Annotated in this window: 14 protein-coding genes; 2 read left to right on the forward strand and 12 right to left on the reverse strand. The window is 36.4% G+C overall.

Annotated elements, in window-relative coordinates:
- Position 1: 1 nt before the first annotated feature.
- Genes L1275_RS14790 through L1275_RS14815 form a run of 6 tightly spaced genes read right to left on the reverse strand, consistent with a single transcriptional unit; the run spans position 2 to position 6,209 of the window.
- A complete protein-coding gene (locus L1275_RS14790; protein ID WP_253475093.1) occupies positions 2–1,330 on the reverse strand; it encodes a DUF58 domain-containing protein in 1,329 nt (442 codons plus the stop codon).
- Between the two features lie 13 nt (positions 1,331–1,343).
- On the reverse strand, positions 1,344–2,333 hold the full coding sequence (locus L1275_RS14795) for an AAA family ATPase (RefSeq protein WP_371923498.1): 990 nt from the start codon (positions 2,331–2,333) through the stop codon (positions 1,344–1,346).
- 17 nt (positions 2,334–2,350) lie between these two features.
- Positions 2,351–3,547, reverse strand: coding sequence for a DUF4350 domain-containing protein (locus L1275_RS14800; RefSeq protein ID WP_253475099.1), 1,197 nt, complete (start codon positions 3,545–3,547; stop codon positions 2,351–2,353).
- Positions 3,540–4,304: a DUF4129 domain-containing protein gene (locus L1275_RS14805; protein ID WP_253475102.1), complete on the reverse strand. Its 765-nt coding sequence runs from the start codon at positions 4,302–4,304 to the stop codon at positions 3,540–3,542. The genes L1275_RS14800 and L1275_RS14805 overlap by 8 nt, the downstream gene beginning before the upstream one ends.
- The gene (locus tag L1275_RS14810; protein ID WP_253475105.1) at positions 4,297–5,235 is read right to left on the reverse strand and encodes a hypothetical protein; all 939 of its coding nucleotides are present in this window, start codon (positions 5,233–5,235) and stop codon (positions 4,297–4,299) included. The genes L1275_RS14805 and L1275_RS14810 overlap by 8 nt, the downstream gene beginning before the upstream one ends.
- An 11-nt stretch (positions 5,236–5,246) precedes the next feature.
- Positions 5,247–6,209, reverse strand: coding sequence for a stage II sporulation protein M (locus tag L1275_RS14815; protein ID WP_253475108.1), 963 nt, complete (start codon positions 6,207–6,209; stop codon positions 5,247–5,249).
- A 20-nt stretch (positions 6,210–6,229) separates the two neighbouring features.
- Here L1275_RS14815 and L1275_RS14820 point away from each other — a divergent pair, with 20 nt between their 5' ends.
- On the forward strand, positions 6,230–6,970 hold the full coding sequence (locus L1275_RS14820; RefSeq protein WP_253475111.1) for an RDD family protein: 741 nt from the start codon (positions 6,230–6,232) through the stop codon (positions 6,968–6,970).
- A 12-nt stretch (positions 6,971–6,982) separates the two neighbouring features.
- Positions 6,983–7,588 (forward strand): trimeric intracellular cation channel family protein, encoded by a 606-nt coding sequence (locus L1275_RS14825; RefSeq protein ID WP_253475114.1) that lies wholly within the window; start codon positions 6,983–6,985, stop codon positions 7,586–7,588.
- 4 nt (positions 7,589–7,592) lie between these two features.
- Here the strand turns inward: L1275_RS14825 and L1275_RS14830 are convergent, their stop codons facing one another.
- From L1275_RS14830 to L1275_RS14855, 6 genes are all read right to left on the reverse strand, one after another.
- A complete protein-coding gene (locus tag L1275_RS14830) occupies positions 7,593–9,293 on the reverse strand; it encodes a sodium:solute symporter (protein WP_253475117.1) in 1,701 nt (566 codons plus the stop codon).
- A 233-nt stretch (positions 9,294–9,526) separates the two neighbouring features.
- Positions 9,527–10,063, reverse strand: a complete 537-nt coding sequence (locus tag L1275_RS14835) for a mechanosensitive ion channel family protein (protein ID WP_253475120.1) — start codon at positions 10,061–10,063, stop codon at positions 9,527–9,529.
- 3 nt (positions 10,064–10,066) lie between these two features.
- A complete protein-coding gene (locus L1275_RS14840) occupies positions 10,067–10,648 on the reverse strand; it encodes a Maf family nucleotide pyrophosphatase (protein ID WP_371923499.1) in 582 nt (193 codons plus the stop codon).
- Entirely contained in the window at positions 10,638–11,549 is a 912-nt protein-coding gene (locus L1275_RS14845) for a hypothetical protein (protein ID WP_253475126.1), read from the reverse strand. The genes L1275_RS14840 and L1275_RS14845 overlap by 11 nt, the downstream gene beginning before the upstream one ends.
- A 16-nt stretch (positions 11,550–11,565) precedes the next feature.
- Positions 11,566–12,093 (reverse strand): HAD family hydrolase, encoded by a 528-nt coding sequence (locus tag L1275_RS14850; protein WP_253475130.1) that lies wholly within the window; start codon positions 12,091–12,093, stop codon positions 11,566–11,568.
- Positions 12,093–12,842 (reverse strand): Rossmann-like and DUF2520 domain-containing protein, encoded by a 750-nt coding sequence (locus L1275_RS14855; protein ID WP_253475133.1) that lies wholly within the window; start codon positions 12,840–12,842, stop codon positions 12,093–12,095. Before L1275_RS14855 ends, L1275_RS14850 begins: the two co-directional genes overlap by 1 nt.
- Positions 12,843–13,133: the final 291 nt, after the last annotated feature.

A 13,133-nucleotide genomic window follows, 5' to 3' on the forward strand; every position in this document is an offset into this window, starting at 1 on the left:
TTTATAAAATTCCTCTTGCCTTGATTTCTAAATAGGTATTGATCGTATCCATCGATAAATTTTCGGGAGCTGTTAAAACCGTATAAATACCATATTTACGAAGCTCGTTGACAATTAATCGCTTCTCGTGATCAAATTTTTGGGCGATCACACGATCAAAAACATCTTGAATGTGCTGTGCTTTTTGTTCGGTTAGTACTTTCAGTTCCGTATTTTCAAAAAATACAACTAACAACAAATGATTTTTTGCCAATCCTCGTAAATAAGGGAGTTGTCGATTTAACCCGTCTAGGGTTTCAAAATTAGTAAAAAGAATTAATAAGCTACGGTGACTAATATTTCTTTTTACTTCGGCATATAACTGGCTGTAATCACTTTCAAAATAATTCGTATCTACCCGATACAATTGCTCCATAATTTGTTGCATTTGCATATTCTTCGATGCTGCTGCTACTCGATTTTCAATTTTTTTAGAAAAGGTAAATAGGCCTACTTTATCTTTCTTTTTTAATATGACTTGTGATAAGGCTAAGGAAGCATTTATTGCATAATCGAGTAAACTGAGTCCATCAAAAGGCATTTTCATCACCCGACCTTTGTCGATAATTATATAAACAGTCTGAGCGTTTTCATCCTGATATTGGTTGACCATCAGTTGGTTTTTTTTGGCTGTAGCCTTCCAGTTGATGGTTCTGATATCGTCGCCGCTAACATACTCTTTGATTTGTTCAAATTCTGTCGTGGTTCCTAACTTGCGTATTTTTCGAAACCCATAGGGCTGTTTGTATTTTGAAAAAGCGAGCATATCATACTTTTTCATCTGTAGGAACGATGGATAGGTGGCAACGGTCTGATTGCCGTCAAAACGATATCTTTTGGATAATAATCCCAACATTGAGGTTGCATAGATGTTTAGAGTTCCAAAGGAATATTCACCGCGCTCTGTCGGTCTAAGTTGGTATTCAATGTTTTCATCGGTCTGCGGAGCCAAAGTGGTTTTTAACTCGAAGTTTCGAACTTGAAATTGAAAAGGAATCTCATCGATAATCTGTAAGGACACCGTCCAATTGTAATGGTTTTTTAAATAAATATGGATGCTGTTGGTGTCGCCATTAGAGAGTTTTTCTGGGTTTTTTCGCTGCGCGCTAATCCCTTTTTTAAGGGCGAATAACAGACTGTAATCCACCAGTACAACAGCTGAAAAAAGTACAACAGCCCCCCATACCCAGTAGTATAAATCCGGAAAGATAAACGCCAATATAAAAAGCCCGATAAATAGAATCAGGATAGCATAGAAACGAAGATGGATATATAGCGATTTAAAAAGCATGGCGGTGATCGATTTATCGAGGAATATCGATGGTTTCTAATATTTGTTTTATAATGTCCTGAGCGGTTAAACCTTCCATCTCACGCTCTGGTGAAACAATTACTCGGTGTTGAATAACGGGTATAGCAGCTTCCTTTATGTCTTCTGGTGTCACAAAATCACGTCCTGCTATAGCTGCAAATCCTTTGGCAGCATTTAAAATTGCCAAAGAAGCTCGCGGTGAGGCCCCTAAATATAAAAGTGGGTTTTCACGGGTATTTCCAACGATTTTCGCAATATAATGCAACAGGTTTTCCTCGACGATAATCTGTTTTACCAATTGTTGGAAAGCGATGATTTCTGCAGGTAATAATATTTTGGAAATTTGGTCTTCTTTACTTTGATTTTGAATTTGGTGCTCGCGTTGGAGAATTAAAATTTCCTCCTCTAAATTGGGGTAATCGAAGTTTATCTTAAATAAAAATCGGTCTAATTGCGCTTCTGGCAATCGATAGGTTCCCTCTTGTTCAATCGGATTTTGTGTGGCTATCACCAAAAAGGGTTTATCCATGGTATAGGTGTTCCCGTCAATGGTGATTTGTCGCTCCTCCATGACTTCAAACAAGGCTGCTTGGGTTTTTGCAGGAGCTCTATTAATTTCATCAATCAGTATAAGATTCGAAAATACAGGCCCTTTTTTAAATTCAAATTCAGAGGTTTTAATATCAAAAACCGATGTTCCTAAGATATCAGAGGGCATTAAGTCTGGAGTAAACTGTATTCTGCTAAAATCCATGTCTATGGTTTTGGCTAATAATTTTGCTGTAAGCGTTTTGGCAACTCCGGGTACGCCTTCTAAAAGGATATGCCCATTGGCTAAAATCGCTACTAAGAGTTTGTCGATCATTTTGTCTTGACCAACAATCACTTTTTTAATTTCTTCTCGAACGGCATGGACTCTTTGATGCAATTCAGAAAGGTCTAATCTCGATTCAAAATGTATGTTTTCGGAGGTGTTTTCTATTTCCATGTTTGGAGTATTTAGTTCAATATTTCTTCAGTTAAGGTATTAAAAGCAATAACGCTTTCTTGTGTTGCTGCATGCGGATTCGCACGATGCACTTCAATGAAATCGATCCATTTTTTAATTTTGTATTGATCTCGTAAGGTCATTTTATGTAAAGATTGTACAAAGTGATCATCCAGTTTGCTCGTGTCTATCATATAAATCCGTCTTATTTTTGATAGCGAATACACGATGATCTTATCCATTAAATCTGAATAATTGGCACTTTGCGAATAGAGCGATGATATGGTTTTTGCAAATTCCACCGAGGTGTTCGGCAGCGGTTTTATTATCGGAATCGTACGTTGTCTGCGTTTGGCGGTAAAAACCGCAACGATTAAAATTCCCAACAAGATAAAATACCATGCCCATTTTAAGGCTGGATTTTGCAATACAAATCGCAAAGGTGATGATGAAACAGCTTCATCAAGGTCGTTCGTATTGGTCAATACTTTCCAATAAACGGGTTGATTTGGTAGATACGACAATACGTTTTCCACGTACAAATGGTTATTACTCTCCAACAAGGAATAGTTGGTAAATGCTTTGGGTTGCGTATTTAAAAAGACAAATCCTCGACCAAATGGTATTTTGATAAAATTGGTTACTTTAGGTGTGTTTGACGTTGTCTGGTAGCCAAGAACGGTCGTTTTTAAAGTATCAAATGCACTAAAGTAGTTGTAGGAGTATGCCTTGTCTAAATTGAATTGTTGACGTGAAAGTGATTGGTTGGTAGTCCAAACAACGGTTTTATCAGCATCGCTATAGGTGAATTCATTGAGTTTTAAGGTGTCTGTAAAAGACTGAGGGAAAAAATCCGCAACGGCGAATAAGGTATTTCCCTTAGCAACAAATTCTAAAACTTTCTCCGTATCGGGATAATTGATGCTCGATTGGTTTTCAATGAGCAAAAGCGTTTTTATACCTGTAGAATCTTGCAATAGTGAATCGTTGATGAAGTCGTAGATCGGTCTATTAAAACGTTCTAATTTGCGCTCTTTAACTAAAGAATCCATTTCCTGATTCAATATATACAGTCCAAAGGGAATCTTATCTTCTATTGAAAAAGACGAGCTCCAGTCGATTGGCTTGGGTTTGTTGTAATCGATAAAGATGATTAACAATATCGCAAAACCGAGGAAGAACAAATATTTTTTTATAGTACTATTCATCGCTCCAACGTTTTAGAAAGGATTCGAATGCCTGTTGAGCTTTCTCAAATTCCAGCGGATCAACGGCAAATTCACCATACCAAATATTATTATACAAATAAGATAAATACTGGAACGATTTGCGGGTCTGAACATCTTTAATCTCAAAGAGGTAGTCGGAATTGGTTTTTTCTAAATCCCACTTAATCACGGCATTTTTAGAAAGTGCTTTTAACAGCCACAAATAGTAATAACGTACCGCTAATCGATGATCGTTGTCTGATAATGCTATTTCGATCAGAGATTTAAAATTGGTTTTTTCAAGGTTTTTTTCCAATTCGACCGCATGGATTTCAAACGGTTTTTTGGACCTTTTAAAAAACCAAAACGCTTCTTTTTTTACAAACATTCTGATGACAAAGGCGATAAGTGCGATCAATAAGACAACAGAAATATATTCAAGTGCTGTGTTCCACAATTGTTTTGGAGTGTCCGCTGCTTCGGAATTAAAAATGCGGTCTAACCAACGACTAATCCCATTTTTAATACGGGTCCACAGATTGTCTGTTTTAGCAGCAGTAGCGTAATTGAACTGCGGTTTATTTTTATAATTCTCTTTAAAATCAGGGGTGAATTTTAAGTTCTCAATCGGATTGTCTTGATCAACTCTTGTCTTTTTTGGTAGGGTTTGCAACTGATTTTGGGATACAGCAAGCGTATCCGCTTGCAGATACAGCGAATTTAAAAAGAACAATATGCCAATAAAGAATTTAGTCATTCGATTGGCCTAACTGTTCAATGTCAAAACGAGATTGATTGTTTTCCATTACTTCTCGCTCACTGTAATAGATCAGTCCTTGATTCACTAACAATAGGTTGTTCAAAATAAAACCTACAATCATACTGATAGCCATAATGATCATATATGTTACAGAAAAAGTATCCGTTGCAAAAATTTCAGCATCATCCTTTACACCGGTTAACAAGTTGAACATTAAAATCATTTGCGGTATAAATGTGAAAATACTTGCAACGATTTGTATGATAAAATACATGATAAATGTACTTCCAATAATGGGCCAAAAATTGTTCTTTACCATTTTAATTCCAACGGCAATGGAATCAAAAAATGCGCTGCCTTTGATTAAATACTCGTTATAAGACAACATACTTACACTCATAATTGCCGGAAATAGGATTAGTAATAACGGAATCCCAATGATGATAAAAATCAATACCATTCCGATACCTAACAATATGAAAATCAAAGGTAAGATTATGAAAACAGTTCCTAAGATATAAATTAAAATACGTCCTATTTGAGATTTTAAATCGCTAACAATCATGTCGGTAGTAATGTTTTGTCCCGGATACTTTTCCATATTCTTCAGGTACAATGTTGGAAAAGAATAGGCGATTGCAGAAAACAAGATCAGCAGTATCATAAATGCGAAGGCTAATAAAAAGATCAACAAACCGTTGTCTTCTATATAATCTGTCAAATAATTTTGTTGAAATCCTTGCATTTCGGATTTCATAAAATCAAAATATACTTGAAATAAAAAATAACTACAAATAAGCATCAGTACTAAAAAAGCACCATTGATTAAGAAGAAATTTTTGAAATAATTTTTGCCCTCTACTTTAAAAAAATCAAAAGTGTCGTTGATATAACTACTGAAACTTCTTTTTTTAAATAATTGAAACATAATTTATGATATTAAATATGGATTTTTTTATAAACTTTTTTGGGATAAATCACAAAGTAATAAAAAATTAGAGTGAAAGTACCGAAAATGATGATATAATTTAATATATCTGGCATGCTTTGGGAATATCGGGTAATAAAACCTTCAATAAAACCGGCGAATATGGTAAAGGGAACGGTGGCGATATAAATTTTGAACCCATTTTTAAATCCGGTCTTAAAGGATTCCATTCGAGAGAATGTTTTGGGAAATAAGATACTCGCTCCTAAAATAAAGCCGGCAAACGCTTCGATTACCATGGAGAAAATCTCCATAGCTCCGTGTAACCAAATGCCTTGAAAGCTCGATGTAAATTGACCCTCCTGTATAAAAAGATATTGAAAAGTTCCCAACATAATCGCGTTGTGAAAGAGGTAAATCAGCGTTCCTAGACCCGCAAATATACCGTATACAAAAAAGCGAAGTCCAACCGAAAGATTATTAAAGGTTATCGCTATAAAGCTTCCCCAATTGCTACCCGATTGGTATATTGCCATAGGATCGCCCTTTCTGATGTTTTCTAAAGTTGTATTGACATAGTGGTCTCCAAGGATCAAGCGAACGAAAGATTCGTCATAATGTGAGGAGAGCATACCAATACCAACCAAAATTAAAAACAATAAGGTACTGAAAATCAAATAGTTTTTATACTGATAAACGATGAGAGGAACCTCCGTTTTATAGAAATGAACCAATTGATTCGTATCGGTACGTTTGGTTTTATAAATATTTTGATATGTTTGTACCGCTAAATAATTCAAATAAGCCGTAATTTTGCTTTTCGGATAATAAGTCTGCGAATAGGACAAGTCATTCATTAGCTGAATATACATACTCGCTAAATAATCCGGTTCTTTTTTGATTTTACCGAAAATAGCTTGCTCGTATTCGAGCCATTTTTCTTTATTCTGTTTAATAAATATTACCTCTCTCATGGAGAGCTAAAATATGAAATATGACGCAATTAACCATTATTACCACTCAAAATGTTGCGATTAATTTTGAAAATGCATCTATAGGGGAGCGTATTTTAGCTTTTGTATTGGATATGATCATTAAGGCATTATACGCCATTGCCGTTTTCTTTATCATACATACCTTTAATCTGAATTATTTTCTAAATCAGTTGGACAATTGGAGTAGTTCGGCTATTTATTTGTTGGTTTTTATTCCAGTAATCTTTTATACTTTATTTTTCGAAATTTTTACACAAGGTCGGACTCCAGGTAAAATGGCTTTAAAAATTAAGGTTATCAAAATTGATGGGTACCAAGCCCAAGTCGGTGATTATATGATTCGGTGGGTGTTTCGATTGATTGATATTTTAATCAGTTCCGGTGTTATTGGTCTCATTAGTATAATGACGACCGATAAAAAACAACGACTCGGAGATTTGGTTGCTGGAACCGCGGTCATTTCAACAAAACAAAGATTTACGTTGTCCCAATCTATATTTCAAGAAGTACCCTCAGAATACATTCCCACCTATCCACAAGTCGTTTTGTTGACTGATGAAGATATTCGTATCATCAAAGAAGCAGTGCGAAATGTTCGCTTGAATAACGATAAGAAGTTGTTGGATCAATTGACTAAAAAAGTCGAAAGTGTTATTGGTGTCCCGAACAAATCAGAAACACAACTTAAATTTATTGATACGATCTTGGCCGATTACAACCACTTAACCTTATTGATGTAATACTCTTAGAATATGTTTGAATTTTTAGATTTATTGGGCACTATGGCTTTCGCAGTGTCAGGAGCTCTCGTGGCTATGGAGAAGCGTCTCGATTTATTTGGGATACTGTCGTTGTCGTTTGTCACCGCAATAGGAGGAGGGACCTTAAGAGATGTCGTGATTGGGATTAGTCCGGTAAGTTGGTTGACAGATCTTAATTATTTCTTTACCATCATAGCGGGAACTATTTTGGCTATTGTCTTTAGGAAAAAGTTTGCTTTTTTACGAATGTCGCTGCTGTTGTTTGACACCATTGGTCTGGCTATCTTTACGCTAATTGGTATTGAAAAGGGGATGGAAGTAGGGCTTCACCCAATAATTTGTGTCACCTTGGGTACGATTACTGCCTGTTTCGGTGGGGTCATCAGAGATATTCTGGGAAATGAAATCCCAGTGATTTTTAAGAAGGAGATTTATGCTACGGTATGTATTATTGGTGGATTGGTCTATTATGTTTTATACTATTTTGAGGTATCCAAAGACCTCAATTACTTAGTCACGGCAGGAGTGATTGTGGCGATAAGAATTTTTGCGGTTGTCAACAAATGGTCTTTGCCGCAGGTTAAAATGCCGGTATAATCGGTTACTCTATCCGGGGAGTTTGTTGTTTTTTAATAAAGATTTTCTGTGTGATACAGGAAACAAGCACAACAAGCATAGCACCGATAAAGTTCAACCAAAGAAAACTGACAACATCCAAATAATATAAATAGAAAATAGACAATTGGGTGATTACAGCTCCCCAAAATACCGCATTGGCATGTACGGATTTTACAAAGATTGCTACTAAGAATATTCCCAACACAGTACCATAAAAAACGGAACCGACGATATTGACAAGTTGAATTAGATTTTCAAATAGATTGACCACACAGGCTGTTAAAATAGCGATGACTCCCCAAATAATTGTAAATAATTTCGTAACTTTAAGGTAGTGGCTATCCGATTTGACTGATTTTAGATTTCGCTTGTATAAATCAATTGCCGTTGTGGCAGCAAGGGCATTTAATTCAGATGCAGATGCCGCCATGGCAGCGCATAAAATAACAGCTAGTAAAAGACCTATTAAACCTCGGGGAAGATAATTGATGATAAAATAGATAAAAACATAATCCTTATCGTTGATTTCCGCTTTGGGATTGGCTTTTAAAATCACTTCCTTGGCTTGCTCTCTTAGTTCTTTTTCTTTGCCTGAGAGAGACACCATTTTTTCTTGTAAAATCGGATTGTTGTAGTCCTGATACAATTGACCGGTATACAAAATGCTAACTTCCTTTTTATCTTCTAAAACTTCGTGTAATTCTTTTTCTATCGCGTGATATTCCTTTTGGTATATGGATGCATTGACAGCATTGGTGTTAGTAGGGTTAAAATGTAGAGGCGCATTGTGGAACTGAAAGAAGACAAATACTAGAACACCGGTGAGTAGAATAAAAAACTGCATCGGTACTTTTAACAGCGCATTGATGATCAGTCCTTTTTGGCTTTCACCTACCGATTTGGCGGTAATATAGCGACCTACTTGTGTTTGATCGGTCCCAAAATAAGCCAGCATCAAGAAAAAACCGCCCGTTATACCGTTCCAAAAGGTGTATCGTACACTGGGGTCAAAGGAAAAATCGACGATTTTCATTTTATCATTGGCCGCGGCTATACCCAAGGCGTCGGCTAAACTTAAATCATCTGGAAAACTATTTAGGATAATAAAGAAGGTTAGTATAAGACCGGTTAGTATGACAAATACCTGTTGTTTTTGAGTCAGTATAATCGCTTTAGACCCTCCAGTTACGGTATAAACCAAAACCAAGCCTCCGATGATAATGATCAGTGCTTTGAGATCCCAACCTAAAATGGATGATAATATAATCGCTGGGGCATATATAGTTAGACCGATGACGATACCGCGCTGTACCAAAAAGAGCACTGCGGCTAGCGACCTTATCCGTACATCAAAACGTCGTTCTAAAAACTCGTAAGCGGTAAAAACATTGTATTTGTAATAGAGCGGTATAAAAAATATACAAATGACTATCATGGCCAAAGGCAGACCAAAATAAAATTGTATAAAACTCATTCCATCGTGATAAGCTTGACCTGGAATGGATAGGAAAGTAATCGCACTAGCTTGTGTTGCCATTACGGATAACGCAACAGCCCAGCCCGGAGTTTCTTTATTAGCTAAGATGTATTCATTGACATTTTTACTGCTTTTGGTTTTAATAGTACCGTATATTACAATAAAAAGCAAGGTACAGCTCAGTACAATCCAATCAATAGTTTGCATAGTCTAAGAGTACAATTGCATTAAAAAATAAAAAAATAAGATGTATAAAAAATTCATAACTAAAACGGCGGTGTACTTCTTTTTCCAAAGTGCAAACCATTTGGGTGAAATCAGATTTTTATAAATTTCTTTCATTTATTTATAGTTACTTCAGTAATCGTATAGTAATGTGCTTTATGATAATACATATAAAAGAAGCTCAATAGTTATGCCAATATTTCGGTCGTACTTACTTATTCTTGTGCATCTCTTTTGCGGTTTAAATAATCTTGTCTATTGATGATCACGATACCCTTTTGCAATAGTAGGTTATTGGGGTAAGAGATGCGCTCACCTTCTCGAGTGATTAATAAAGTATGAAAAGTTTTGATGTCTTCGATTTCTGCTTCAACAGGGAAATCTTTATCTTGAATTCGGATGGCGTCGCCAATTTTAAAAGGAAAGGAGAAAAACAAAATAACGCCAGCAGTGATATTGCTTAAAATGGACCATTGTGCAAACATCGCTACACCGATTATGGCAAACGTTGACGATAAGACCACATAGATGTTTTCGGTTTTGACACCCCAAATAGCAAACAAGATCAACAAACAAATCGTTGTAGTCAGTGTATCGAAATAGCGATTGATCAATCGTTTTCTGCGATTGGCATTTTCCGATACTTCAGAAACGCGGTTGATGATAACTTTAGTGATGAATTTGGCCAAAAAATACAACCCAATTAAGATGATTGTACTGATGATTTGCGGATAATATTCGTGTATATTCATAATTTAGGATATGAAATCTATAAGTTGATGATACAGTTTTTCCATAGGCATACCTACGACATTGGTATAAGAACCCTCAATCTTCTCGATTCCAATTAAACCAATCCATTCTTGTATACCGTAGGCACCGGCTTTGTCATAAGGTTCGTATTGGGTTACATAGTAGTTTATTTCTTCTGCTGAGAGCGATTTAAAAGTAACTTTTGTAGTATCGTTAAATACCGTGGTTTTGGCTTGATCTCGAATGCAAACAGAACTGATTACTTCATGGGTTTGACCAGCTAAACTCGTTAATATGTCTACAGCTTCATTAAAGTCTACAGGTTTACCTACTGCTTTGTTTTGATGCCATACGATAGTATCACTTGCAATAAGGAGGTCGTTATCGTTTATTTCCAAGGCCATAGCTTTTTGTAACGCGATGTGATCGGTAATCTGACTGCCTAAAAAAGCAGCGGGATAACTTTCGTCTGTGTCGGCTGGCTTGGTATCAAAAACGAGACCCAATTGCAGTAAAAACTCTTTTCTTCTTGGCGAATTTGACGCTAGAATGATTTTTTTATGGGCTAATAACTCAGGAAGCAACATAGGTAGTTAGATTATAAGTAAGTAAAGCGATAGATAGTATCGTTGTCCAAATAGTCATTTGAAGTACTAAGTGAATCGTTTTGATGTTTTTACGTGTTTTAGCTTGCCAAAGTTCAAAAGCACAATAGAGTAGTGGCGCTATGATTAAGGCTAGTATATAGATAAACAAACTGGAATGAGCAGTCAAATACACTAGGGTGTAAACCAGTAAACTTGTGGCGATAAATAAGGCCAAACCGGCTCCACTTTTAGCGGCGATTTTGCTGCCATAACGCACAGCTAAGGTTCTTTTCTGATCTATGTAATCGCTGGGACGAAATAGGATATCCTGAATTAATGATTGCAATAGAAAAAGGAAAAACAGCAGTACAGAAAAATCCACAATGAATCCAAAGTTGAGGCGAAGCAATACAAAATTGTATTCGTTTATTTTCGGAATCAAATCCAAAAGTGCCATTCCATACAGCGGAAATACCAATAGAAAACTATTGAGTAGATTGCTCCAAATAAATGATTTCCTCCACTGCGATATAAAAGAATATAACAACACGGCCTGTAATATAAAATAGGCTAGAAATGTTGGTCTACCGGCAATAAAATTACAGAGATAGTATCCGATTCCAACGCCGATAACGGTTAGTGCAAAATAGATATAGTATCCATTGCTTAACTTTATGGTCCAATTTAAATGCGGTTTTTCTTCCTGCTTAGTCAATTGATAAAGCACTAATCCACCGAGGGCAATTAGAGTAACTGAAATTAAAAACAACAGAAAAGGAATGGTACCCAAAGCGGTCGTAAAACCTTGTTGTTGTTTAAAATATACCAAATGAAAGAGCAGTAAAGCGCAGCAGACTTGAATGGCGGATTGCAACTGGTTTTTTTTGAGCAATTTCATGAGTTTCGTATTGGTGTTAATCAAGTTTAGCGTTAAAATGCTCCAGCCATTTACCCTGTGTTTTCATTACTTGTTCGATAACATCCCTTACAGCTCCTTTTCCTCCACCGATATGTGAAACATATTTGGATATTTTTTTTATTTCAGGTGCCGCATCTTGAGGAGCGGTTGGCAATCCGACTAATTTCATTACATGAAAGTCGGGAATATCATCGCCCATATATAAAACTTGTTCGGGTTTAATGTCATAAAGACTGGTAAACTCTTCAAAGGTTTCTACTTTATTAGGTACGCCTAAGTAAATATCGGTAAGTCCCAAATTGCGTAAACGAATTCGAGCTCCTTCATTTTTACCGCCAGAAATCACACAAACGGTATAGCCATTCTCCAAAGCAGCTTTCATGGCATATCCGTCTCTGATGTGCATGGTTCTCAGTAAGTTGCCGTCAGGTGCTATATGAATAGTTCCATCGGTAAGTACCCCATCCATATCAAAGATGAAGGTAGTGATATCATTCATGATCTCTTTGTAATTTCTAGACATTATTTTTGCTGAATTGATTGAGTTAAGATTTGGTATATATTTTTTAAATTGGGATCAACTAAGAATTCCAAGTGTTTTTCAATAGTCTTTTTGTCTTTGCGAATGGCTGGACCAGTTTGTGCCTTCCGAGGACTGAGCGTTTTAATCTTTTCGGCTGTTTCCTGTATTAGAGGTTTTAAAATGTCAAATGGAACGTGATTCTCCTTGCATATTTCGGCACCTAAAACATACATGTGGTTGACGAAGTTAGAAACAAAAACGGCCGCGATATGAATGGATCTTCGTTGTTCTGAATTGATGTCAAAAACTTTTTCGCTAAACTTTAAAGCTACTTGTTCCAATAAATTAAAATCAGCGTCGGACTGAGCCTCTAAACAAAACGGAATTTCGGAGAAATCTATTGCTTTCTCTAATGAAAATGTTTGCAACATATAGAAAACTCCAGCGCGATGTGGCCCTTTAATTGCATCGATAGAACTAGCTCCCGAGGTATGCGCAATCAATTGATTTTGCAAGGGTATAGCCGCGGTAACTTGTTCGATAGCATCATCAGATACCGCCAGTAGAATTAAATCTACAGCAGTCAATTGGTCTAATTGATTGACGATTTTATCATTAGGCAAATAAGCAGGTAGTTTTCCTGTGTCACGAGCATACACTTGCTGCAAGTAAATACCCTCTTGTTCTAATAGATGTAGAATTAAATGATGGGCTACTTTTCCAGAGCCTATAATTGAAACGGTTATCATGTTGCTAATTTAAGACTTTTTTGATGCCGTTCAAATGAAAAATTAGCAATTGTTCATACGCCGATTTGTCTATACGCCCATCCGCCCATCCGCATTTAAAGCCTATATGCCCATGCGCACATTCGCTTATTCGCCCATCAGCGTATCTGCGTATCAGCATCTAAAGCCTATATGCCCATGCGCACATTCGCTTATTCGCCCATCAGCGTATCAGCGTATCAGCGTATCAGCGTATCAGCGTATCAGCGTATCAGCGTATCAGCGTATCAGCGTATCAGCGTATCAGCGTAT

The sequence above is a fragment of the Flavobacterium sp. HSC-61S13 genome, assembly GCF_024171535.1.
GTDB lineage: Bacteria > Bacteroidota > Bacteroidia > Flavobacteriales > Flavobacteriaceae > Flavobacterium.